Genomic DNA, 26,078 nt, shown 5'->3' with positions numbered 1-26,078 from the left:
ACATTTTATTTGCTAAGTTACGATTTATAAAATATTTTCAATAATAGAAGCAAAAATCGCTTACACTAAATCTATGAGGCACGGAATATCCATTTCCATATGAGTCATCGATCCATGAACGCTAGGTAAACTCATAGCTTTATCAGATTGAATGCGAGAATCAACAATTGTGTAAGCTCCACAAGCTTGCACAATAACATCGCCAATAACATCCTCTGCCCTGTTGTTTACTAAACCAAAAATACCATCGTCAATGGCTTGTTTTTTACTGCGTACAATTGCATTAGTTCCAAAATATTCACGCCAACGGTAAATAATATCTTCAGGATTTGCGTCACTGTTAGCATACAACATTACAGAACGAGGTTCACCGCCAACCATCGATACGCCTTTTATCAGCTCATCATGTTTAGCAATATCAATTCGCTTATTGGGATCGGATTTAATCATCCCATGATCTGCAGTAATAACAATTAATGTTCCAGGAGCACAATTTGCTCGCAAAAGACGCAACTGCTCGTCAATTTGCTCAAAAACAGAAACCCACTGCTGAGAATCCCAACCATAATTATGACCGGTTTTATCAGCGTCACGTAAATACATATAAGTTAAACCTGGAGTTTTACTGTTATTAGCAGCCTTAAGAATGCGAGCTCTAGGAGTTCCAGCAGTAATATAATTTGCTCCACGAAAAGCAGCTTTGGTAAGAGGAGTATTTTCAAACTTTGGTAATCCCACGCTATCTGCACGGACTCCATTAGAAACTAAACTTTCAAATATAGTCGGCTCTTGCTGCAAAACTAGCGGATCAGGCGCATCATTAAATTGAATAAGCTGCGCAAGTTTACCAGTTTGAGAATTCTTTTGCGTGTAACCGGTCATGCAAGTAAGACCAGGACATGTGCCTGTTCCAAAAGTAGCCATTGCAGCAACAGTTGTGCTTGGAACGCACGTGCTAATTGGTCGTTGATTTATTGATTCGTTAAGCAAGGATCGTAAATAAGGAGCGTGACCTTTGCGCATAAGAATATTCCAGTATCCTAAACCATCTATTAACACTACAATTGCAGAATTAGATTTAGGGAAACCAAGACTTTCTCGCAAAGCGTGTGGATCGTTATGAATAGCTGTTTTAACAGGAGCATCTATTGCATCACTTAAAGCTGGAAGAACCGAAGATATATGTAACGCTCCACCAAGATTTTTTTCATTAAAATCGTAAGAAAAATTTTCATTAACTGCGGAATTAGAAAAATCACCGTACTTAACATTACCAACAAATTGCAAAAGATCATTTTCAGACGGTATTTCAGCACTCATACTTACTATTGAACCACTTATATTGCATTGAACAAAACGCGAATAACAAATATTTATATAAATAACTAGTCAAATTGCTGAAAAATTCAGCAAAAACATGCTGTTTGTGCATATAAATTGGTAAGATTGATAGCCGTAATGTCATTCAAGGAGTTCTAAATATGCCCTCACGCCATCACTCAACACAGCAAGCTTTCGACCCAAGAAAAGTTAAAGAGCATATTGTTGAAACACCATTAAACGAAGAAATGAGCAAATCCTTCTTGGAATATGCTTATTCAGTTATTTATGCTCGAGCTTTACCGGACGCACGAGACGGAATGAAACCAGTGCAGCGACGCATTGTGTATCAAATGGGCAATATGAATTTGAGTCCTGATCATGCTTATATGAAATCAGCGCGTGTTGTTGGTGAAGTAATGGGTAAACTTCATCCTCACGGTGATTCTGCAATCTATGAGGCAATGGTTCGTCTAGCTCAACCATTTTCCCTACGCTTGCCACTTGTTGACGGACACGGTAATTTTGGCTCTCTTGACGACGGTCCAGCAGCTTCTCGATACACCGAAGCGCGTTTAGCTCCTGCATCACTAGGTATGAACGCGGATATCAACGAAGACACAGTTGATTTTGTACCAAATTACGACAATAAACTAAAAGAACCTACTGTGCTTCCTGCAGCTATTCCAAATCTTTTAGTAAATGGCGCTTCTGGAATTGCTGTAGGCATGGCAACAAATATGGCAACGCATAATCTAGGCGAAGTAGTTGCTGCAGCAAAATATGTTATGAAACATCCTGATGCAACCCTAGATGATCTTATGAAACTAGTTCCAGGACCTGACTGGCCTAGCGGAGGAATTATCATTGGTCGAAGTGGCATTCGCGAAGCTTACGCAACAGGTCGCGGAGCATTCACTACAAGATCTACAACACATATCGAAAATATTACTGCTCGCAAAAAAGCTATTATTGTTACAGAACTTCCGTTTATGGTTGGCCCAGAGCGCGTTTTGGAAAGAATTTCTCAAGGAGTTAAATCAAGAAAATTAGACGGTATTTCAGGTGCTATTGATTTAACAGATCGACATAACGGAACTCGTATTGTTATTGAGATTAAGACAGGTTTTGATCCTAACGCTGTGCTTGCTCAACTTTTTAAGCACACTCCTTTGCAAGAGAGCTTTACTATTAACAATGTTGCACTTGTTGACGGTAGACCTCACACAATGGGCTTGCGAGAGCTATTAGACGTTTGGATTTCTCACCGCAGAACCGTGGTACGCAGACGCAGCGAATTTAGGCGCAAAAAAGCTCAAGAACGCTTACATTTGGTTGATGGCTTGCTTCTTGCACTTCTTGATATTGATGAAGTAATTCAGGTCATTCGTTCATCTGAAGATGCAGATAGTGCAAAAACTAAGTTAATTAAAGTATTCGATCTTGATGAAATTCAAGCACAGTATATTCTTGACTTACGTCTTCGCAGACTTACTAAAATGAGCCGAATAGAGCTCGAAGCTGAACGCGACGATTTGCTCAAAAAAATTGAAGAGCTAAATCAAATATTAAGTTCTGAAGCTAAACTCGACAACGTCGTAATAGCAGATATGGATTCTGCAGTTAAACAATGGGATACTCCACGCAGAACAATTTTGCTTGACGAAAATGAAGATGGTAGTTTTACTCCAGTAGCCTCCAGCATAAATAAAAACAGTGAGGATATTGCGATTAAAGCTGTGCAATCAGCAAATAAAATTACTTCAACTCAAGCAGATTTGGCTGCAGCAGCTAATGCAGCTCGTAAAACTGGAGAAGCTGACGCATCTTCTGTTGCAATGCAATTAAGTGACGAACCTTGCGCAGTAGCATTAAGCACTTCAGGGTTAATTGCCAGAACAAGCATTGCAGTGTTAGAACATTGGAATTCGCACAACAACAACGTATTTAACACTCCTTGTAAAACAATGTTTGCAACAACAACGCGTTCAACTTGTGCTCTTGTTACTTCATCTGGTCGACTAGTTCTAGCTCATGTTGCAGATTTGCCACAACTTAACTATGAAGAAGGAAAACCTGCGCTGCTCAACCACGGAGTAAAAGCACAAGAACTGCTAACTTCCACGCAAAGCACGGATCCAGTAAGAGGAGAACGCGTAGTTTCAGCAATAGCATTTGATGCCTCACAAAACGCTACTCCACTTGCAATTGGAACACGAAACGGTGTAGTTAAAAGATGGAATTTTGAAGCTCCAACTACCATGGATTCATGGAGCATAATTGACTTAAAAGACGACGACACCGTTATTGCCGCAGCTCCAGCAAAAGACAACGACAGACTCGTGTTCATTAGTAGTGATTCTTCATTACTTACCTTTGACGCTAAACAAGTTAGACCTCAAGGGCGCACAGCAGGCGGAATGGCAGGCATTCGTTTAGCAGAAGGTGCTAAAGTTGCAACCTTCGCAGTAGTGCCAGAAAAATCAATAGAGTGGCATTACGAAGAAGGTGAAAATGGTTTATTCTCCGCTTCTGGAACAGTTGTATTCACCGTTGCTGGAGACAGTGAAGCTCTTCCTGGAACCGAAAACGGTTCTGCAAAGATTACTCCATTTGACATGTACCCAACAAAAGGTCGCGCAACTGGTGGCGTGCGCTCGCAAAGATTCCTTAAAGGTCAAGATACGTTGATACACGCGTACGTTGGATACTATCCATTGCAAGCCGTTACAGAAGGCGGAAGCAATGTTGAGTTACCTAAGCCAGATATGCGTAGGGATGCTTCTGGAACTGAACTCGTTTCCCCAATTGCGCACATTGGGTAGTAATGTTTTTGCTTGCTAGTTTTACACTTTTTAAAGCTAGTTTTTGCGAGCATGCTTGGAATATCTGCGAAGTGATTTTCTAGCTTCTACAAGTGCAAAAATTCCTGCAGTCACAGATGCAAACAAATAATTTATTACCATAGCTACTGAAGAGCCAGTTTTAGGAAGATGCTTAACAACGCGCTTAGCTTCCGGTTGCTCGGGTTGCGAAAGAGCTGGAGCTGACTCAGGTTCTGTCTCAGACTCAGAGGGTGTCAGAATCGGACCTGGAGCGACAGGGGCCGACGACTCAGGAAGTGGAACAGGAGTTGGAGTTAGCTCCGGCTCCGGCGCAGGAGCTGGTGGAATTAGAGGCGTTGGCTTCTTATTAACAGTTACTGTTGCAACTGTTGTTGCAGTAGCACCGCCATTGTCCGTTACGCTAAACGTGATAGTGTAAACACCTGGAACATTGTTATTAAAACCACCGTCACTAATACGCTTAACCTTAGTTGCTATAGAATTATCCTCAATATCACTAACAGACACAACAAGACTATTCAAATCGAGTGAATCACCCTCAGTAATAGTCTTATTCTGAACTGTAATAACTGGTAAGTAATTCTTAAAAATAGAGTAAACTTTCAAATTTTTGTTTACACTAGTGCTGGCAAGGAACACTGCACCAGTACCGTCTTGATCTTCATTCCACCCTTCAAAAGTGTACCCAATCTTCGTAGGATCTTTAGGCATAGACTGACTATCAACACTCTTATCGTTTATGCTTTTGCCTTCCTTAACTTGCACAGAAGCATAATGAGAATTAGCGCCATTTACAAAAGTAACTGTGTAAATCGTAGCTTTAGGAACAATGTTGTACGTAAAATGCGATCTACCAATCATCCTAGGCACACGCTGAACAAAGTCATAAAAAATGCACTGACCTTCAAGTGTGCCAGTTTTTACAGCTACATATTTGCCATCAGCATTTTTCTTAAAATATGGTGAGAGGTCAATCGTTACAGGATTTCCATTCTCCTCAAAACCCTCCATAACACTGATTGTATGACCAGCGCTTTCTTGCGTAATTTTGATAGGACTTTTGTATTCCTCTCCCACTTCAATAGTGAAAGGTCCAGGATTTTGATTGTCAAACGGTGAATCATTTTCCCCTGAGCGAAACTTATATTGTCCTAAATTACCTTTTACGACAATTTCAGAAATTTTATTACCTTGGAAAGCAACACTACCAACTCCAGCAAGATAATACGGATTAGTATCTGTATCGTGCTCTTTTCCCTTATCATCAAGCACGCCTTCAAACACAACTTTTTCAATTTCATTAGCAACAAAGGCTGCATCGCTTACTGAAGCCACATTTTTTGGAATAACAACGGTTCCTTTAATTTTATTCCAACCAAAAGCTCCATATTCTATTATTCTAAGAGATTGCGGAAGAGTGACACCCTCAATATAAGTCTTGCCGTCAACGTGTTTATGCTTATTCCCGACTTTGTCAGCCTGACCGGTAAAAGCACATTCATGAATTACCTCAATACCCTCAGGAATCACAACATGATGATTTTTCTTAAGTTTCTCCTTGCCTTTGGCACTAAGTCCGTCCACATACTCATTTACCGTTTGACCGGTCTCCGGATAATAAACATTTTTCCTACCTCCAATAGTTTTACCATCGTCAGAAATGTTAAAGTCGTCCTTCGTCCAAGTTAAAGATGCATCATCTGTAGTACCCGAATCAGTTGATGCTGCTTTAGATTCTGCAGATGCGTGTACGCTTCTATCTTCACGATTATTTGTTTGAAGATTAGTATTGCTTACATCTATAAGAGTTTGTGTAAGTCTAGCATTTTCAGAATTTTCAGCATCAGTTACAGATTCAGAAGCTTTAGAAGATTTAGTAGATTTTGTGGTTTCGGCAGTTTTTGCAGTTTCGCTAGACTTGGAAGGTACAGTATTTCCAGAAGGTTTTGCGGAAGTGCTATCTAAAGCAGACCCCCCCATTGGGTGTATTAGAAGCTGCGTTATAAGAAGTTACGGAAGAAGAACCTTCTGTAGAGGAAGTTTCTGTATTAGAAGCTGTGGTAAAAGAATTATTTGTAGAAGAATTTACAGTCGTATTAACACCAGAAGAAGCTGAAGTTTCGGCAGCATTCGCACTTTGCGCCATGCAGAAAGCACAAGCAGCCGTAGCAATACCCATCATAGTGGCAGTCAACATAAGACCAGTTCTCTTATTCATTTACCCTCTTAAAAAATAGATAACGAGATAATGTAAAAACGTATACACATTGTACGCTTTATAGTCGAAATACAAATGCAAGCATGGTATATCACACAATCGTTTAATTTATTACAAAAGTCATGCATTAACACACATTTTAGAATTATGCATCTCATCAAGCAAATCTTGAACCAAATATCCGTCGCTCATACAATGCATATCCGAAATACCATTACGCATCAAATCGTAAGTAACAGAATGGTAAAACACGTCAAGCGCCTGCTCATAACTCAACCCAGCACGCTCAGCCAGAAGACTTACAACCCTAGCATACTTCTTTTGCAACAAAATAGGATTCGCCTTCAAAATCCATCACTCCCCTAAAAACTTACTATTTACACACTCGCTTTTTATGTATGTAAGACACAAATCAATAGCTTTTTGACTTCTAAAACATATTTGATTATTAGGTTTTTCATATTTTAGTCTGCCTAAAGCTTCAGACTTAGTAATTAAATCATCAAAAAACAATTCAAGTGTGTTATAAACCTTATCGTTTGCTACACCGCCAATTACTACATCAAAACTGCTTGCATCATTTCCAGAACGAGCATTAAGTATGAAATTAAGCCATTCTTCAGAATATGAATCAAACTTAAGAACAGATAATTCATTAAGAACATTATTGTCAAAATTATAAGAAGAAACAAAAGCATCTTTGTCCTTGCGAATAAATTTCTTCGCCCAATTATCAGCCTGGCTACATATTGATGTAACGTAGAATCCTGCGCCAAAATCAACATCTTTACGCGAATGCAATACATCTGGAAATTCAACAGGCATAAAAGAACCGTGATAAACAATCATACTTTTACACCTTTTTCGCGCATGAAGGAAATAATATCGTTTGTAATATACTCTTTGCCTTGAGTGTGCAAAACGTCATAAGATGGAACAATATAAGACATAAGAATATTACTCTTCTTAGTCAAAGCATCATACGTATCGCGAGGGTTTTGATTAAGCTTCTTAGCAACATTTTCAATACAAAATATTGCAAAATCAAGCTTATCTTTGTCAAAGACTTCTTGCTTAATATCATTCATAACCCCTCCTTTTGTAAAAACATTATTAGAAATACATCTACTAGATAATGCGTATACAACAAGTTCTAACACACCTAGCACACATAACACATCTAACACAAGTCTACATCAAAAAAATATAAGCAATCGCGCACACAAATACTTTCAGACTCGAGTTACGCAAGTTCGAAGCAAGCGCACGTGCATAAAAGTCATTACAGCGAGAAGAATAAGCAAATAAGCCGGAAGAAGCACCATAGAAACATTCTGCGCAATTAGTCCAAAAATCGCAGGCATTACCATAGACCCAATATATGCGCTTGCCATTTGCATGCCAACAATAGCTTGAGACTTATCTGCACCAAAATAATGCGGCGTGGAATGAATAATGCATGGGTAAACTGGAGCGCAGCCTAGTCCAATAATTACAAATCCTGCAATAAGCTCAATATGATTCGGCAAAGGCAGCAACAATACCAGAATGCCCATAAGCATTACGCACTGCCCAATACGAATCATCGTTGCATCGTTAAAACGCATAGTAAGAAATCCGCTTATAAAACGACCAACTGTAATGCCAACATAAAACAAGCTTGCCCAACCTGCCGCAACAATGCGGCTAACTCCTCCATGCAAAACCATGTAACTACTAGCCCACAATCCTGCAGTTTGTTCCAACGCACAATAGCAAAAGAACATAATAAGAATATTCTTAGCTCCTGGAATGCGCAAAACTTCCTTATAAGATAGCATCCCAGAAGATTGTTTCTTTACCTCAGTAAGATTATGCGTCTCTGCCTTTTTATTATTATTTTTCCACAGCGGCAAACTTATGAATAACACAAGAGTGAGAGCAATTTGTATAACAGCAATATACTGGTAGCCTGCAGGCCAACACTGACCGTGAGAAAGTGCGAAACCCATAACATAAGGACCTGCGGAAGCACCAATTCCCCACATGCAGTGAAGCCAGCTCATGTGCCAGCTTTCATAGTGAATTGCAACGTAATTATTAAGAGCCGCATCCACTCCTCCAGCACCTAAACCGTATGGTATAGCTAGAAAAATAAGCACAAGATAATTCGGAGCAAAAGAAAAACCTAGTAACGCTAAAGCTGTTAAAGCAACTGAAATAAGCGTAACCTTCCCAGGGCCAAACTTATGCGTAAACCTATTAGATAGCAGCGCAGAAACAATTGTTCCTGCAGAAATAACCATTGATATTCCGCCAGCCCAAGAAATTTGCGCACCAACATCATGACTCATCGTAGGCCACGCAGCTCCAAGAAGAGCATCAGGCAAACCCAAGCTTATAAAAGCAAGATAAATAACAGCAAGAAGAAGGTTAACCATAAAAATTCCCCAACCTTAGTACTTCATATTTGTAATACCAACGCGACTTTATAAAGCAATATAAAGGAATATAAATATACAAGGCAACATAAAGCAATGCAAACAACATGCCGATATCAGGTATCGATTTTGGAACGATCGAAGTCGTCTGCGTTATCAACAATAAACTGCTTGCGCGGAGGAACATCATCGCCCATTAGCAAATCAAATACTTCACTCGCTTGCTGAGCATCTTCCATACGAATCCTTCGAAGCATGCGAGTTCTAGGATCCATGGTTGTGTCTGCAAGCTGATCTGCATCCATCTCACCCAAGCCCTTGTAACGCTGAATATCGCTGTTAAAATCAATGCCCTTAGCTTGCAAATCATCAAGCTTTCCAGCCAATTCGTCGTCTGAATACGTGTAAATATACTCGCCCTTGCGCTTTCCAGCGAGCGCAATTCTGTGAAGAGGCGGCACTGCAGCATAAACATGACCGTGCTCAATAAGCGGACGCATATAACGATAGAACAGCGTCAGCAGCAAAATACGAATGTGCGCGCCGTCAACATCGGCATCAGTCATCATAACAATCTTGTTATAACGCGCTTGCGAAATATCGAAACTTGCGCCAGATCCTGCTCCAACAACCTGAATAATTGCAGCGCACTCTTTGTTGGAAAGCATTTGTGCAAGACTTGCCTTTTGCACGTTCAAAATCTTACCGCGAATTGGAAGAAGAGCTTGGAAAGCAGAGTTTCTAGCAGCTTTTGCAGTGCCAAGTGCAGAATCGCCCTCGACGATGAAAAGTTCTGCAACATCGTCGTTTCCAGGCTGGCAGTCAGAAAGTTTCGGCGGCATTGAAGCAGACTCAAGAGCGTTCTTTCTGCGGGTAACTTCCTTAGTTTTACGCGCTTGAATACGCGCATGCATTTCGGAAACAATTTTTTCCAAAACTCTAGAAGACTGCTCTTTGAATCCTCTCTTAGAACCGGTAATCATCTCACCGAATTGAGCGTCAGTCATTTTGGTAACGATTGGCTTAACTTGAGCAGTTCCAAGAACATCCTTAGTTTGACCTTGGAATTGAGGCTCAGCAATGCGAACAGTTACGACTGCTACCAATCCTGCTGTAATATCATCGCGCTCAATTTTCGTATTCGAATCTTTAAGATTTACTTTTAGTTTGCGCGCGTTGTCTTCAACAGCTTTACGAATTTGCTTAGTCAATCCTTGCAAGAATCCGTCTACGTGCATACCTCCGCCAGGAGTTTCAACAACGTTTACGAAACTAATAATCGTTGAATCGTAGCCGTTTACCCAACGCATTGCAATGTCAACGCCGCATTTTCGAGTTACTTGCTGCGCGTGTAAATCTCCTGCAGAATCAACAGCTTGCGTTTCTTCTACATATGTATCTTCGCCAGAAATACGCCAAATATCCGATACTGCTTCACCTTTTGAAAGAAAATCAACGAAATCTTTAACGCCACCATTATGCAAAAATTCAACTACTCGAGGATGATGCTTATTTTGCATTGAGTTAGCAGACTGAGCATTTGCAACAGATTGTGCAACTGATTCTTCAGATTCAGCATCTTCAACCTCATCTTCAGTCTCATCTTCATTCGCGATATTTTCAGTCTTATCTTCAGAATCATCTTCATCTTCTAATGTTGTTTCAGATTCTAATTCTTCAAATTCAGACACAGAGTTATCGCTATTATCAGACTGGTTTTCAAGAAGATTATCTTCTGCAACATCATCTTTAGTAGAATCAATTTCTTCAATATTTGCAGATTCGCCTTCAGGAACATGCTCGTCAATAACAGTAATTTTTAAGCCTGGAACCAGGAAACTTGTTTGACGCACGCGAGCAATAAGCTGCTCATAGCTGAAATGCGCAGTCGAATTAAAAATTTCTGGATCCGCCCAGTAGCGTACACGAGTTCCGGTAGTTTTTGGCGAAACAGTGCCGATAATTTCAAGCTCAGTAGGCTTGTTCTTACGCGTACGCTTAAATGGAGAGGCTGGAGATGGATGCTCTGGATCAGCATCGCTATACACACCAGGATGCCCTTGATGGAACGCCATATGATGCGTTTTACCGTCTCTATCAACTTCAACATCTAAACGCAAGCTTAAAGCGTTTACAACAGAAGATCCAACACCATGCAAACCGCCTGCAGCATTATAAGAAGCGTTACCAAACTTTGCTCCAGCGTGAAGCTTAGTTAGAACAACTTCAACGCCAGTGAGCTTTGTTTTTGGCTCAACATCTACTGGAATACCACGACCGTTATCTGCAACTTCAATAGATCCATCATCGTGAAGAGTAACAATAATATGGTCACAAGCACCAGCCAAAGCCTCGTCAACCGCATTATCAATAATCTCCCAAAGGCAATGCATTAAGCCTTGACTGTCTGTAGTGCCAATATACATGCCTGGACGCTTTCTTACAGCATCCAAGCCTTCAAGCACAGTCAAGCTATCAGCATCATATTGCTCTTTATGAGAGACCACTTCTACCCCTTGCACTTATTAAACGTACAACCGATTATTTTAAGCAATAAGTGTCGTACTATCGCAAAAGCAACAATACGACACTTTGTAATATAACTTCACACAATCACTGATCTAAGAAGTCACGCAAAGTTTGCGATCTAGAAGGATGACGCAGCTTAGACATTGTTTTAGACTCAATTTGACGGATACGTTCACGAGTAACACCATAAACGCGACCAATATCGTCTAAAGTTTTTGGCTGACCATCTTCCAAGCCGTAGCGCATCTTAATAACTCCAGCCTCCCTAGGAGCCAAAGTTTCCAAAACTTGCCTGAACTGTTCTTGAAGGAGCGAGAACGCAACAGCATCAGACGGTGCGATTGCGTCAGTATCTTCAATCAAATCACCGAACTCGGAATCGCCATCCTCGCCCAGAGGAGTGTGCAAAGAAATTGGCTCACGACCGTATTTTTGTACTTCCTGAACCTTTTCTACTGGCATATCTAGTTCGCGAGCAAGCTCATCCGGCGTAGGTTCACGACCTAAATCTTGAAGCATTTGACGCTGAACCCTAGAAAGCTTATTAATAACCTCAACCATATGCACTGGAACTCGAATAGTACGAGCCTGATCTGCCATAGCACGCGTAATAGCCTGGCGAATCCACCAAGTTGCGTAGGTTGAGAACTTAAAGCCCTTCTTCCAGTCGAACTTTTCAACTGCACGAATCAAACCAAGGTTACCTTCCTGAATTAAATCAAGGAAAAGCATGCCTCGACCGGTATAACGCTTAGCAAGAGAAACAACAAGACGCAAGTTTGCTTCAAGAAGATGATCTTTAGCTTTCTTGCCATCTGCTGCAGCCCACTTAAGCTCACGTTTACGCTTAAACTCCATTTGATCAATTTGAGTATCAAGCAAATGCTGAGCATACAATCCAGCTTCAATACGCTCTGACAAATCAACTTCTTGCTCAGCATTAAGCAAACTAACTCTACCTATCTGCTTTAAATAATCCTTAACAGGATCCGCAGTAGCACCTGTAGCAATTACACGACGCTTAGGATTACCAGATGGAGTTAGATTATCGTCATCGTCATCATCACGTACAACAAATGCGCCTTTTGCTTGTGGCACTTGCGGAGCATCATGCTTAATTTCGTCGTGATCATCAATTTCATCAAGATCTTCAGACTCTTCATCATCAAGATCATCTGCAACGTCAATATCGCTTAAATCGTCAACATCAGATATATCTTCTGGCTGAATATCGTCCAAATCATCAAGATTCAAATGTTCATCATCAACATCAAGATGTGAATCGTCATCTAAAGGATCGTGAATAGATAATTGATCTTGAGATTCAATGTCTACGCTATCTTCAGTTTCGTCATGTTCAGCATCAGCCGATACTGATTCAGTATCAATCTTGTTGTCTTCAGTTTTCTTTGAGCGAGAACTGCGCGTCTTGCTATCAGCTGACGAAGTTCGAGTACTGGTTTTACGCGCAGCGCTAGCCTTGCGAGTTTTTACAGGCTTAGTATCATCTTGCATTTCGTCGCTGTCGACCGTTAATCCAACTTCACTCGTCAAACTGTTCCTCCTGTATTATCCCCTTGTAACGCATATAGGCATAGTTCATGCAAGGGCAAGTTTTACCTTAAGTAGTAAACCATTTAAGCAAGACGATTATTCCACAACTAATTTTTGCGGCGTGGCGAATTATTCAATCCATGCTGGCTCAAGACCATTTTCGAATGCTCCACACACTATTTTTGCCATAGAACAATCAGGATCAATGCGCAATGCACAATCACAATAATATTTTACTTCTCCGAGCCTAAACCACCAGCTGATATAAGCTAACAAAGCGTAAACTTGCACAGATAATTTTGGAATGCTTCTAGTAATAATAGCCATAGATTTTAAAATTTTGCACGCGAAAATAGCTCTCTTTATATCAGGCTTATTATTTGTTTGAGTGAATTTTGCTTCTAAACAATGCCGCAAATTACGAGATACTTCAGGTGTATGAGGGCACCAAGCAAATTCCGACAAAGTTTTTTCGTCATACCATTCTTGATTTTCATCCAGAATAGAAATAAGCATTGCATCACGAACATTAATATTATGCAACATTGCTATTGGCAGATTTACTAAATCATATCCAAACATTTTTTCATCGTAAGCAAACATGTTGTACCATCGCATAAGTGCTCTGCTTGCAATATCTCTAATAGCATATTGCTTGCCATTTTGATCAACATTTTCTATAAAAGCTTCCGAAACTGCCGGAACCCAATATTCTAATCCTTTAATCCATTGCGCACTATCACTACAGTTGTTGTAAATATATTCCTTAGAAAAAGTCATAAAAAAGCTGCACTCTTTGGAAGGATATATAGTCCCATTAATATCTGAAATTTCTCTTCCAGCAAAACTTTCAAAATCTTCTGAACCTGCAAAATCTAAACAACCATTAAAAGAATTAGCACTTTCACCATAAATTTGCATAAGACTTTGCATATCAAAGTCATCAATACAATTATGCGATATCTTCGTTTTCAAATCATCCTCTACAATTTCCATGCATACTCCCCCTCATTTTTTACATGATTTTTTATTTTGATAATCAAACTATGCAATAGCATTTTTGATATATTGAAGTTTCTCAAGATATGAGTCAGCATTCAATAAAAAACTATTTCCGCGGTGAAAAGCTTATTAAACCATAATAATAACTGCGTTTTGTAATGTTCAGCCCTGTGGATAACTTTCATAATATGAGCACATTTATAGGCAACAATTACAGTCTTAACGATATTGAATCTAGAATTACTTTTTTAATTTCTCAGCAATTTAATACGGGATTAGAAAATAATCTTTCATCCACATGTGCGCAAATACTACAGCAAGTAATAAAGCAAGCTATTGTTTCAAGCGAAGGCGGAAAACGTCTTAGAGCTCTTCTTACGATTTCAGCATTTTGCGCTGCATCAAAAGAAACCAATATTCAAAAAATCCATGAACAGTCTGTATTTGACATAGCTTGTGCTCTAGAAGTATTTCAAACAGCTGCATTAATTCATGATGATATTATTGACGAATCTTATTTAAGACGTGGAAAGCCTAGTGCGTATTGTGCATTAAGTAAAGCTTGCAATAATAAGCATATTGGCACAGGCTTAGGTTTAATGCTGGGAGATCTACTTGCCACAGAAAGTTTCGATATTGCAAGAAATCGTGCGAAGAATTTTACTTATGGCGAGGAATTGTTAGCAGCATTTGCGTCTATGCAAAGAAATGTTGGTATTGGTCAAGTATTGGATTTGTCAATAGAAATGATGCAACTAGATAATCCAATACAACTTGCGGAATCATCTTTGAATGTTTTTAGATGGAAAACAGCCAGTTACACTACTGTTGCTCCATTAACTCTCGGCTTTCTTGCAGCAAATATGCAACCAACTGAAGCATACAATCTTGCTAATTCTATTGGCAATTCGTTAGGTGTTGCTTTCCAAATTGCTGATGATTTGCTTGATATTGTTTCGGATAGCAAGATTACAGGTAAGCCTATTGGCGGTGATATTAGAGAAGGTAAGCGTGCGGTTCTTCTTGCAGATGCTTTGCAATACGGAAACGATAATGAAAGAGAAATACTATTAAAAGCTTACACGAGTAGTACTCGAAGCGAAGATGATGTAAATAAAATAATACAGATTTACCATACTTCTGGTGCTATTGAAAAATCAAAAAAGCGAATTGAGAATCTGTGGAATGATTCACAACAAGCAATCGAATCAAGTACATTGAGCGACAGTGGAAAAGCTATTTTGCATGAAATTAGCAAACGATTTATACCTGAAGCATGGCGTAATGTACAATAATATTTAGCAAATAACGCTCGAAATTAGCTTTCTTTACTATCTTGCTTGTACACTCGTAAGTAGTAAAAATGGTTTTACGCGTATAAGGATTGTGACAATGGATGAAGCTACGCAGGCGCAGCCAGGTATGCGCATTGAAAATCGCTATCGCATTGTGCGCAAAATAGCTCAGGGTGGCATGGCTACTGTGTATCAAGCAGAAGATGAACGCCTTGATAGACCTGTAGCAATTAAAATCATGCACACTCAACTTGCTCAAGGGGTGCATCGCCAGCAATTTATTGCTAGATTCCGCAGAGAAGCGACTTCTGCTGCAGCAATTGCAAATCCACATATTGTACAAGTTTATGATACAGGCGAATATGACGGGCTCGATTATCTCGTAATGGAATATGTTCATGGCGTTAATTTGCGTTATGAAATGAATATGCAAGGCACATTCAGTGTGCGAGATACGCTGCGTCTACTTGCAGAAACTTTGGATGGTCTCGCTTCTGCACATAATGCTGGAGTTGTACATAGAGATATTAAGCCGGAAAATATTTTAATTAACGATCGAGGTCATGTTCAAATTACTGATTTCGGTTTAGCTAGAGCAATTTCGCAAGCAACACTATCTTCTACAGGATTACTTCTTGGCACAGCAGCTTATCTTGCTCCTGAACTTATTGAGCATAATCTTGCGACTCCTCAAGGTGATTTGTATTCAGCAGGCATGATGGCTTGGGAAATGCTTGCAGGAAGAGTGCCTTTTACTGCAGATAATCCTGTTACGCTTGTTTTCAAGCATGTGCATGAAAACACTCCTTCAATTGCTACAGCTTGCCCTGGAATTAGCGAAAAAGTTGCACAATTCATAGCAAACCTCACTGCTCGCGACATGAACGAACGACCTAAAGATGCAAGTGAAGCATTAGCAAAATTACGTGCACTTTCTACACAATTAAACTCTGAAGATTGGCAATACAAAGCAGAAGAACCACAAGAGTTTTCAGAAGAAACAGACTTTTCTCCTATTAATAATTTGCGTGTTTCCCCTGAAGCAAATTATTCGGACAAATTGAATCCTAATAATGACTCAGATGCTACACGAGCAATAAATACTTCAGGCTCTAATTTTTCTGCTAATTCCAACTCTTTATTGCAAAATGCTACAGACGAAACTGTTGCAATACCTAGAGATAATTCTGTAAGTGAACTCGATTCACACACAAATAATGATCTACATAATCCTGAAGTCAATAATGTAGCAATAGACAATTCACTAGCGAAGTCCGACAGTGCTTTCGATGCGAATAATCTTCAAAAAACACAAGCTATGCAATGGCATGCTACTAATACAGAAGATGTGTCATACAATTCGCAAGATAATCCTTTAGAAGAATTTGACGATAGCAATATGCCAACAATTGCTATTAGCTCTCGCAATTTTAACAACAACTTAAATGCAGCAAAACCGTTTGGCATGTCAAATAAGGAAAAAAACTTAGGAAACAAGCCTAATCGTTCTTCTAAAAAGCGTGTTTTCCTTATTGTAGGTTTAAGCGCAGCTGGAGTATTGACAATTGCTGCTATTGGTGGTTTTTGGTATTTCTTAGGTCCTGGCAGTTATTGGACGCTGCCTAAGCCCGACGACCTTCAATGCAAAAATTATGCATCTTGCAAAATAACTGATGTCAATTGGCAACAATATGAGCACACGCTTAAAATTGCTGGAATTCCTTACAAAGTTTCAAAAGATTATAGTGACGATGTGCCAGAAGGAAAAGTAGTTTCAACAAATCCTGATGTCGTCGGCAGCCATATTCAAAAGCACAATAATAGCACTCTTAATGTTGTGATTTCGCGTGGAATTCGTAAGGCTACAATCCCGGACGATATTACAGATCCAAAGACTTACAATGGCAAAAATCCTTTGAAAACATTGCGTAAAGCAGGATTTACTAACATTGTTCACGATAAGTCAGGAGACACGTATTCTATAGACATACCAGCTGGCAGCTTAATTGATATTAACCCTAAACCTGGCACACGCATGAACCATAACGAAGAAGTAAGTGTTTTACTTTCCAAGGGACCTAAGCCTGTGCAAATGCCAGATATTGTTGGGAAAACAAAGAGTGAAGCTGACTTAGCTTTAACTGACGCTAAGCTGGATGTAAAGTACGAAGAAGAAAATAGCGATACTGTAGCAAAGGGTAAGATTATCCGCGCTTCCGTTGAAGCTGGTTCTGACTTACATTGGGGCGATAGTGTTAAAGTTGTTGTTTCAAAAGGTCCAAAAACTGTTACATTGCCAAACGTTTGCGGAAAGAACAGTAATGAAGCTAAAAGGATTATTGAAAATCTAGGGCTAAAAGTTCGTATTTCTGCTCCACTTGGTGATTTAATGCACGTAGTGCGCTTCCAATCCCCTGGAGCTGGAAGTGAAGTACCATTGAAGGATTCTAATGGAAATCCTTCTATTATCACTCTTACAGTAATATAAGCGTGTTTTAAGTATTATAAAAGCGGCGGAAGCTAAATGACTTTCGCCACTTACATATTTGAATATAAATAAAATTTAAATATCTAATAACGCTAGCCTAATAGCATTAGAATTATATTATTTATTTTCATTACTTTCTTCACGTTTTTTACGCATACGTTCTTTTACAGTTTGAGCATATTCATCAACGTATTCTTGACCACTCATTTGCTGAATAGACTTAGTTACTTTATCTGTAATTTCACGTAAACGCTCGTGGGTAATCTCGCTTTCGTCACAAACACGCTCTACTTGAATAGGCTCGCCATAAATCGCCTTAGTTTTACCTTTTGCAGGAATAACTTGACCATGCACTTGCAATTCTCTAGTTCCAATAATTGCAACTGGTATAATCGGGCAACCTGTTTCAAGAGCAAGACGTGCAGCACCAGTATGACCGCGATATAAACGACCGTCTGGACTTCTTGTACCTTCAATATGAATACCAAAAAGCTGACCTTTTTCTAATATTTCACGAGCATGATTCAAGGCGCCAAGCGATTTTGCGCCTCCAGAACGATCTACAGGAAAAACGCCAACAGAAGTAAACCACCACTTCTTGAAACGACCCTTTAAACCTTTGCCTTCAAAATATTCTGCTTTACCCATAAAGTGAATCATACGAGGACAAGTCAATGGCAGAAGCGCGTCATCAATAACAGCAAGATGATTTGCAGCAATAATAGCTCCACCCTTTTTAGGAACATTTTTAACACCTTGCGCTGATGGATGAATCCTCATGCAGGCAATACCCCCAAGTCCCTTCACGAAGAACCAGTACAACATACCATATCCTTTCTTGCAAGTCCAATTTCGAACATTTTAAGCATAGAATCAGGAAGACTTGCTACAGTATAGTTCATGACTTCTTCTAAGAATACCAACGACCCTCGCCGTGATGACGAGTTAACGTCAGAATCATTAAAGAATAATCAAAAACAAAACAATAGAAATTTTGATGACGATTGGTCATCTTTTATTGCAGAGCATTCTGACGATATGAATGATATTGCTAATTCACGTAGCGCAAAAAGCTTTGAAAAGCACGCTCAGAAAGAAGAAAAAAAGAAAAATCACAACAGCATAGCAAGCGATAATAATTCTAAAAATCAAAAAAATGCTATAAAAAATAAATTTAGCTTAAACAATCTAAGCAGCCATAAATCCTATATTATTCCTACTAGAATGCAAGACCCTCACACGATCATAACTGCTAAAGGTCCTCGGGATAATACACGCACAAGTTGGCTTGATTTAGATAAGACTATGGAAGACTATGGAGATGATTTTGTGCCCCCAAATCCACAATTTTATAACGTATCTTTAGTTAATGTGGTTTTGTGGATTCTATTTGTTATAGGTATCTTCGGTGTTATTGTAAGTGCTTTTATTCCTGCTATAGCAAACATTGTTGGTATTATATGCGGCCTATTAATGCTACTTAGTGGAGCAGGATTACTTATGAATCGCAAAAAACCTGATCCGTATAAAGAAGATTACAGCGATTATGGAGATGGTGCTCGAGTATAGCTAATAATCAATCGAATATAATAAAAAGGCGGCATGATTATAATCACACCGCCTTTTATTTATTTTACTTAGCAAGCTTTCAAGTTACTCAGCTTCATTTTCAGATTCGTTTTGACCATGGCAAAGCTTGTACTTACGACCAGAACCACATGGGCACTCGTCATTCTTATTTGTTCCTGGGAATGTACGACCATCAGACCATGGAGTCTTCCATTCTTCATTCTTTGGTCGCATGCTCAACGGAACATCTCCCTCAGCATGACTCAAAGGTGCAGGACCAACAATACCAGCAGCCTGATCTTCAGCATCTACCTCAGACGAAGCTTGTGCAACATCTTCATCAAGCTCATCGTCAGAAGAAATATCTTCAGTAGAAGCAATCTGATTGATATCAATGTGGAATAGAAGCTGAATGCTTTCTTCCTTAATTGCCTCAATCATCGAATTGTACATCTGGTAGCCTTCACGCTGATATTCAACGAGCGGATCACGCTGACCCATACCACGCAGACCAATACCATCCTTCAAATAATCCATCTCATAAAGATGTTCACGCCACTTGCGATCGAGAACAGAAAGAACAACGCGACGTTCAATTTGACGAAGTGGATCAGCGCCGAGACGATCTTCGATGAGAGAGTAAACCTTTACTACACTGTCGACAATCAAATCACGCAAAGCAGAAACAGCTTTTTCGCCCTTAAGATTGATAATCGTTTCACGCACCTGATCCCAATCAAGAAGTACAGGCATTACAGAGTTAAGAGCATCTTTTAAGCCGTCCAAATCCCAATTCTTTGGCTTATCAGAACCGTTCATTGCGCCACGCACATAACTTTCTACGGTGTCACTGATGAACTTCAAGATGTCCTCGTGAATATCTTCACCCTTAAGAACCATCTGACGCTCTGCATAAATCACAGTACGCTGCTTATTCATAACATCGTCATACTTCAAAACGTTCTTACGCATTTCAAAGTTACGAGCTTCAACAGTCTTCTGTGCCGTGCGCACACCGTTAGAAACGTACTTAGACTCAATTGGTTCGCCTTCTGGCAATCCCTTAGCCATAACACGAGCAACAAGCTGAGTGTTGAACAGGCGCATCAAATCATCTTCCAAACTTAAGTAGAAGCGGGACTCGCCAGGATCACCCTGGCGACCAGAACGACCTCGAAGCTGGTTATCAATACGACGAGATTCGTGACGCTCAGTACCAAGCACATACAAGCCACCAAGATTCTTAACTTCTTCGTGCTCGTCCTTAACTTGCTCTTTAACTTCAGCTAAAACGCCTGGCCAACGCTTCTCATACTCTTCAGGAGTATCGTCTGGAGAATATCCTTCAGCCTTCAACTTAGCATCTGCAAGGAACTCAACATTGCCGCCAAGCATAATATCGGTACCACGACCTGCCATGTTAGTAGCAACAGTTACAGCACCCTTACGACCTGCAACAGCAACAACAGCAGCTTCCTTAGCATTCTGCTTAGCATTCAAAACCTGGTGAGGAATGCGAGCAACGTCAAGAAGCGAAGAAAGAATCTCAGAAGATTCAACAGAAGCTGTACCAAGCAACACAGGCTGACCCTTTGCATGACGCTCAGCAACATCTCGCACAATAGCAGTAAGCTTTTCTTTCTTTGTGCGGAAGATCAAATCGTCCTTATCTTTACGAATTACTGGACGGTTGGAAGGGATTGGAAGAACACCAAGCTTGTAAGTTCCCATGAACTCTGCAGCTTCAGTCTCAGCAGTACCAGTCATACCAGCAATCTTGTCGTACATGCGGAAGTAGTTTTGCAAAGTAATAGTAGCAAAAGTCTGATTTTCTGCCTTGACTTCCACGTTTTCCTTAGCTTCAATTGCTTGATGCAAGCCCTCGCTATAACGACGACCTGGAAGAACACGACCAGTATGCTCATCGACAATCAAAACTTCGCCGTTTGTAACAACATAGTCACGATCTAGAAGGAAAAGCTCCTTAGCTTTCAAAGCGTTATTCAAATAACCAATAAGAGCTGTATTGCTTGGCTCATAAAGGTTATCGATGCCCAAGTAATCCTCAATTTTTGCGATGCCAGGATCAAGAATACCTGCGGTTTTCTTCTTTTCATCAATCTCGTAATCAACATCGCGAGTAAGCTTCAAAACAAGCTTTGCAAATTCACGATACCAATGAGTTACATCACCTTCAGCAGGACCTGAAATAATAAGTGGCGTACGAGCCTCATCGATAAGAATGGAATCGACCTCATCGACAATTGCATAGTGATGACCGCGCTGCACAAGCTCGCTCTTTTCCCACGCCATGTTATCACGCAAGTAATCGAAGCCAAACTCATTATTTGTACCGTAAGTAATATCAGCATTGTATTGCTTACGACGCTCTGGCGGCTGCTGGTCTGTAATAATGCATCCAACACTCATGCCAAGGAATCTATAAATACGACCCATAAGCTCGCTCTGGTAGCTAGCAAGGTAATCGTTGACTGTGACAACGTGCACACCTTTGCCTTCCAAAGCATTCAGATAGCTTGGCAAAGTAGCAACCAATGTTTTACCTTCACCAGTTTTCATTTCTGCAATATTGCCCCAATGCAATGCAGCGCCACCCATAAGCTGCACATCAAAATGACGCTGGCCAAGCGTACGCTTTGAAACCTCTCGCACAGTAGCGAAGGCTTCAGGCATCAAATCATCAAGCTTTGCACCATTGTCTAAACGCTGCTTGAATTTAGCAGTTTGACCCTTCAATTCTTCATCGGAAAGCGCGGAAATTTCATCTTCCAACGCATTCACAGCCTTTGCTACGTTCTCAAGGCGCTTCAATTGATGGCCTTCACCCATACGCAAGGCTTTATCGACGATATCTACCACGTTTTGCTCCCTTAGGTCATGTCTATGACGACGGCCTAGCCAACATAGACGTAAACTGTGCCTATATTACGCGACGGCTACGATTTTTATAAGTTAGCGAGTCTGATTACTACATAAAAATGCCCGCCCAACATTGTGCTAGACGGGCATGCGCACTTATTCGCGCATTTTAGATGTGTTTTAATTATTACTTTTGCTTAGCAACATTTTCAGGTGTATCAATTTCAAATACGCCATAGCTCCAACCATGTCTGCGATATACTACAGATGGTCTCATAGTTTCTTTGTTTACGAACAAGAAGAAATCATGCCCGATAAGCTCCATCTCATACAAAGCCTCATCTATGCTCATAGGCTCTGCAATATGTAACTTACGACGAATCACAATAGGAGTGTCGCCAACACTTACTTCCACAGATTCACCAGGACCTAAATCGGAAGCAACAGCAGCATCTGCGCTATTAACCTCATTTTCTTCTGGCTCTTCAACAGTAGTCTCAATCTCAGGCTCTACAGCACCCATGTCTACAGGAGTCATTTCCGTATATCCACGACGATGATCCTTACGACGATCGCGAGTGCGACGCAAACGAAGCGTCAACTTATCAAGCGCCATATCTAATGCACTAAATTGATCAGTGCTAGAAGCTTCTGCGCGAATCACTGTGCTTCCTGCAACAACAGTAATTTCAACTCGCTTTGCTGTGTCAGCCTGCCTTGGATTGCCTTCATGAGTCAACACGATTTGCACGCGCTGCGCATCAGGCGCAATGGCGGTCACACGATTCATCTTACTTTCTACAACGTCACGGAACCTTTGATTAATCTGCGTACGACGACCAGTAATGACGATTTCCATGCGAAACCTCCCCATATAGACTCGAACCTTAAGCTCGATTTGTACAACCCGACTGCCACGATGCCGTCGGTTCTTCTATTATATCTGCTAAATCCATACAAACCTAGCGATTTATTAAATTAAAATAAAAAAATTAACGTTTATTACGGAATTTCTTATAAAATAACGAATTTTTTACGATATTAATATCATCTGCTATAATTGGGAAGGTTGAGGTTTCACGATGGCCGCGGTCACAATGTTCATTCGGAGTGGCTGAGGAACTTCCGGGCTCCACAGAGCACAATGGCGGATAACGTCCGCCCAGGGCGACCTGAGAGATAGCGCAACAGAGAATAGACCGCCTGAACGTTTCGTTCGGGTAAGGGTGAAACGGCGGTGTAAGAGACCACCGGACTTCTGGTAACAGTAAGCCGCATGGCAAGCCTCATTGGGAGCAAGGTCAAGCAGAAGACGCTTTAGAGCTGCTCGCTCAAGTCTTCGGGTAGACTGCTAGAGTTTGGCGGTAACGTCAAATCGAGATGGATGGCCATCCGCATGCACTTGTGTATGCGACAAAACCCGGGGTATGTGAAACCTCATCAACTCAACCAATAGCATATTTTCAACTTATATCGCTGATTCTTGGAGCGAAAGAAAAATCAGAAAATACTGCTAAGCATTTATTAAACGACGAATCTAAATCAATTTTTACGTTTGAATTATCAACTACCCCACATGTTTGCATACCAGCTTGCTGAGCTGAACATAAAGCTGTAGCAGAATCTTCAAAAACTACACATTTAGCTGGATCTACTTTAAGTTGATTAGCAATATCGATATACGTTTTAGGACTATGCTTACCTTTTTCAGATAAATCTTCTCCAAAATGAATAAAATCAAAACAATTAAAAATGCCAACTCTTTTTAAAGCTGGAATACACAAGCGTTTAGAAAGAGTTGTAACAAGAAAAAGCTTTATACCATTAGAACGCAAATAATACACATATTCATACGCGCCTTTTCTTAGCGGAAGATGATTAGCATAAGCGTCAAAAGCCATATCTGACCACTCCTTCATCAAATCTTCAGGAGCATCAGTAAATCCGTAATTTTTAATAACATATTCTGCAATTTGTCTAGGATTCATTATTGCAGTCGTATTCGCAAAAATTGAAGGAACGCTCATACCACGTTTCGCAAAACTTACTCGATCAATATCATCCCAAACACTTAAAGAATCAAGTAATGTGCCGTCAAAATCAAAAATCGCTGCAACAATAGACGAATTATTTTGTAAATCCATCAATGATCTTCCTACTTGCACTCAATAGCTCACGAGCATGTTCTAATGAAGTTTTTGATTCACTTCCATCAAGCATCCTAGCAATCTCTTGCTCACGCATCAAATCATTAAGCTCAATAACAGAAGTATCCGCAACTATAGCAGAAGAACTATTCTCACTATTCTCAACAAGATTTTTTTGTACTGCAAATTGTGCATCTGCAAAAGAAGCAACCTGAGCTAAATGAGTAACAACAATAACTTGAGCATGTTGAGAAAGTTGAGCCAAACGTTTACCGAGTTCTACTGCCGCAACACCACCAACACCAGAATCTACTTCGTCGAAAACAAATGTCATATTTTCTTCGTCGCAATCTGTCAACTTCGCAACAACAAGCTCAATTGCAAGCATAAGCCTACTTAATTCACCACCAGAAGCACTTTTGCTCATCGGCAAATCTGAAGAAGCAGGAAATGGTCGGAACAAAAACTCTACATCATCACATCCGTTAGAATCAAGCGGAATAGAACCAGATAAATCTTCGCAACGCCTATTTACACTGATAATTAATTGAGCACCTGGCATAGCCAAAGAATGTAATTCTTCACTAACTAAAGTGCCAAAATCATGAGCTGCATTTAAACGAGTTTTATATAATTCTTCAGCAAGTTTAAGAGCATCATCATATCGTTGAGCACACTTAGCACGCGCTTTGGCAATAGCTTCAGGAGAATCATCTAAATCTTCAAGTTCAAACTGAGCTTTTTCGGACCAATCAAGTACGTCATCTAATGTTGGACCCCACCTACGAGTTAAATCAGTAAGATCATGAATACGAGAATTTAAATCATCTAAATCTTTTTCACTTACATCGATATCCAACTGTTGAGCAAGCTGCATTACAATATCGTCAAGTTGAGCATGAATATCGTCAAGTTGATTTGCAATAGAATTGAAAGAATCATCTACACGAATATTTCGTAATGCTTGAGAAGCTTTATCTACAAGAAAACAAGCATCTTCAGATGATTCTGAAGCACCATAATCTATTTGACTGGAATCAAGGGATGCGAGCGCAATGCTCACTGCTTTAACAATTTGAGCAGAATTCTCAATTCTTTCTCTTTTTGCACGCAATTCCTTATCTTCATTAGGCAGCGGATTCACATCTCGTATTCTCGCTAACGATTCTCTAAGGTAATCTGCACGTTGTCGCGAAGAAGACGCTTGATTTTCTAGTCGATTACATGTTTCTTTAGCATCTTTCCACGCTTGATACGCACATGCGTATTGCTTAAGTAATTCACTATTTTTAGATACAGTATCAAGCAATTCGCGTTGTTTTGAATTTGTTGCTATACGTAATTGGTCACTTTGTCCATGAATAACTATCAATCGTGAGCATACTTGTTCAAGAACTGTTTTTGGTACTGCGAAACCAGAAATTGTTGCTCTTGAACGACCTTCTTGTGGTACTGTTCTAGAAACATACATATCTGATTTATTTTCGTCATTTTCTGAAGGCTCTAATTCAATACCGGATTTTCCAACAGCATCTATCAATTCACTTGTTTTAGGGATACTAAATATGCCTTGAACCCATGCTTCTTTAGCATTTGGAGAAATCCTTGCAACTTCTGCTTTGGATCCAGAAATAAGCTTGATAGCACTTAAAAGCATTGACTTTCCAGCGCCTGTTTCGCCCGTAATAGCTGTCATGTGAGACGAAGGAGTAATAAGCGCATGTGAAATTGGCCCAAGATTACGTATTTCTAACTCTTCAAGCACGCTGTACCTCGTTTTATAAATGCTATATTTAATATTATTTTCTAC

The 26,078-nt window shown here is 40.1% G+C and carries 17 protein-coding genes, 1 other RNA gene and 1 pseudogene; 5 read left to right on the top strand and 14 right to left on the bottom strand.

Features of this window, described 5'->3' with window-relative positions; genetic code table 11:
* Window positions 1-60: 60 nt before the first annotated feature.
* Complete coding sequence (locus HXT37_RS03605; RefSeq protein ID WP_004111479.1) at window positions 61-1,320, bottom strand: alkaline phosphatase family protein; 1,260 nt, start codon at window positions 1,318-1,320, stop codon at window positions 61-63.
* Between the two features lie 161 nt (window positions 1,321-1,481).
* On the opposite strand from HXT37_RS03605, the gene HXT37_RS03600 reads away from it, so the two are divergent.
* The gene (locus HXT37_RS03600; RefSeq protein WP_004111478.1) at window positions 1,482-4,145 is read left to right on the top strand and encodes a DNA gyrase/topoisomerase IV subunit A; all 2,664 of its coding nucleotides are present in this window, start codon (window positions 1,482-1,484) and stop codon (window positions 4,143-4,145) included.
* A gap of 36 nt (window positions 4,146-4,181) precedes the next feature.
* Here HXT37_RS03600 and HXT37_RS03595 read toward each other — a convergent pair.
* The 8 genes and pseudogenes from HXT37_RS03595 to HXT37_RS03560 all read right to left on the bottom strand — a co-directional run bounded on the left by HXT37_RS03595 (window position 4,182) and on the right by HXT37_RS03560 (window position 13,883).
* Window positions 4,182-6,384: pseudogene (locus HXT37_RS03595) on the bottom strand (InlB B-repeat-containing protein).
* 120 nt (window positions 6,385-6,504) lie between these two features.
* Complete coding sequence (locus HXT37_RS03590) at window positions 6,505-6,732, bottom strand: DUF3791 domain-containing protein (protein WP_004111475.1); 228 nt, start codon at window positions 6,730-6,732, stop codon at window positions 6,505-6,507.
* Window positions 6,733-6,738: 6 nt separating this feature from the next.
* On the bottom strand, window positions 6,739-7,233 hold the full coding sequence (locus tag HXT37_RS03585; protein WP_102155217.1) for a DUF3990 domain-containing protein: 495 nt from the start codon (window positions 7,231-7,233) through the stop codon (window positions 6,739-6,741).
* Window positions 7,230-7,472 carry a DUF3791 domain-containing protein gene (locus HXT37_RS03580; RefSeq protein WP_012914119.1) on the bottom strand — a complete coding sequence of 81 codons (243 nt, stop codon included), beginning with the start codon at window positions 7,470-7,472 and terminating at the stop codon, window positions 7,230-7,232. The genes HXT37_RS03585 and HXT37_RS03580 overlap by 4 nt, the downstream gene beginning before the upstream one ends.
* A 144-nt stretch (window positions 7,473-7,616) precedes the next feature.
* Complete coding sequence (locus HXT37_RS03575) at window positions 7,617-8,804, bottom strand: MFS transporter (RefSeq protein ID WP_421779266.1); 1,188 nt, start codon at window positions 8,802-8,804, stop codon at window positions 7,617-7,619.
* A gap of 116 nt (window positions 8,805-8,920) precedes the next feature.
* On the bottom strand, window positions 8,921-11,311 hold the full coding sequence (locus tag HXT37_RS03570) for a DNA gyrase/topoisomerase IV subunit B (RefSeq protein ID WP_004111468.1): 2,391 nt from the start codon (window positions 11,309-11,311) through the stop codon (window positions 8,921-8,923).
* Between the two features lie 106 nt (window positions 11,312-11,417).
* Window positions 11,418-12,887, bottom strand: a complete 1,470-nt coding sequence (locus HXT37_RS03565) for an RNA polymerase sigma factor (RefSeq protein WP_174182808.1) — start codon at window positions 12,885-12,887, stop codon at window positions 11,418-11,420.
* A gap of 129 nt (window positions 12,888-13,016) precedes the next feature.
* Window positions 13,017-13,883, bottom strand: a complete 867-nt coding sequence (locus HXT37_RS03560) for a hypothetical protein (protein WP_012914115.1) — start codon at window positions 13,881-13,883, stop codon at window positions 13,017-13,019.
* A 194-nt stretch (window positions 13,884-14,077) separates the two neighbouring features.
* On the opposite strand from HXT37_RS03560, the gene HXT37_RS03555 reads away from it, so the two are divergent.
* Complete coding sequence (locus tag HXT37_RS03555) at window positions 14,078-15,184, top strand: polyprenyl synthetase family protein (RefSeq protein WP_421779265.1); 1,107 nt, start codon at window positions 14,078-14,080, stop codon at window positions 15,182-15,184.
* A gap of 97 nt (window positions 15,185-15,281) precedes the next feature.
* The gene (locus HXT37_RS03550) at window positions 15,282-17,672 is read left to right on the top strand and encodes a protein kinase domain-containing protein (RefSeq protein WP_421779264.1); all 2,391 of its coding nucleotides are present in this window, start codon (window positions 15,282-15,284) and stop codon (window positions 17,670-17,672) included.
* 117 nt (window positions 17,673-17,789) lie between these two features.
* On the opposite strand, the gene HXT37_RS03545 is transcribed toward HXT37_RS03550, so the two are convergent.
* Window positions 17,790-18,497 carry a lysophospholipid acyltransferase family protein gene (locus HXT37_RS03545; RefSeq protein ID WP_012914113.1) on the bottom strand — a complete coding sequence of 236 codons (708 nt, stop codon included), beginning with the start codon at window positions 18,495-18,497 and terminating at the stop codon, window positions 17,790-17,792.
* 75 nt (window positions 18,498-18,572) lie between these two features.
* Here HXT37_RS03545 and HXT37_RS03540 point away from each other — a divergent pair, with 75 nt between their 5' ends.
* Complete coding sequence (locus tag HXT37_RS03540; RefSeq protein ID WP_285089357.1) at window positions 18,573-19,241, top strand: hypothetical protein; 669 nt, start codon at window positions 18,573-18,575, stop codon at window positions 19,239-19,241.
* A gap of 84 nt (window positions 19,242-19,325) precedes the next feature.
* On the opposite strand, the gene secA is transcribed toward HXT37_RS03540, so the two are convergent.
* Both secA and hpf read right to left on the bottom strand, forming a co-directional pair.
* A complete protein-coding gene (gene secA, locus HXT37_RS03535) occupies window positions 19,326-22,121 on the bottom strand; it encodes a preprotein translocase subunit SecA (RefSeq protein WP_421779263.1) in 2,796 nt (931 codons plus the stop codon).
* 187 nt (window positions 22,122-22,308) lie between these two features.
* Window positions 22,309-22,980, bottom strand: a complete 672-nt coding sequence (gene hpf, locus HXT37_RS03530; RefSeq protein WP_421779262.1) for a ribosome hibernation-promoting factor, HPF/YfiA family — start codon at window positions 22,978-22,980, stop codon at window positions 22,309-22,311.
* A gap of 211 nt (window positions 22,981-23,191) precedes the next feature.
* Here hpf and rnpB point away from each other — a divergent pair.
* An RNA gene (gene rnpB / locus HXT37_RS03525) (RNase P RNA component class A) lies at window positions 23,192-23,565 on the top strand.
* 19 nt (window positions 23,566-23,584) lie between these two features.
* Here rnpB and HXT37_RS03520 read toward each other — a convergent pair.
* The gene (locus HXT37_RS03520; protein ID WP_410309479.1) at window positions 23,585-24,265 is read right to left on the bottom strand and encodes an HAD family hydrolase; all 681 of its coding nucleotides are present in this window, start codon (window positions 24,263-24,265) and stop codon (window positions 23,585-23,587) included.
* A complete protein-coding gene (gene recN, locus HXT37_RS03515) occupies window positions 24,249-26,033 on the bottom strand; it encodes a DNA repair protein RecN (protein WP_004111446.1) in 1,785 nt (594 codons plus the stop codon). Before recN ends, HXT37_RS03520 begins: the two co-directional genes overlap by 17 nt.
* Between the last annotated feature and the right edge of the window lie 45 nt (window positions 26,034-26,078).

It is taken from the genome of Gardnerella sp. DNF01151, assembly GCF_049244235.1.
GTDB lineage: Bacteria > Actinomycetota > Actinomycetes > Actinomycetales > Bifidobacteriaceae > Bifidobacterium > Bifidobacterium swidsinskii.
The sequence above is the reverse complement of the archived record's forward strand: the minus strand, read 5'-3'. Positions and strand labels throughout refer to the sequence as shown.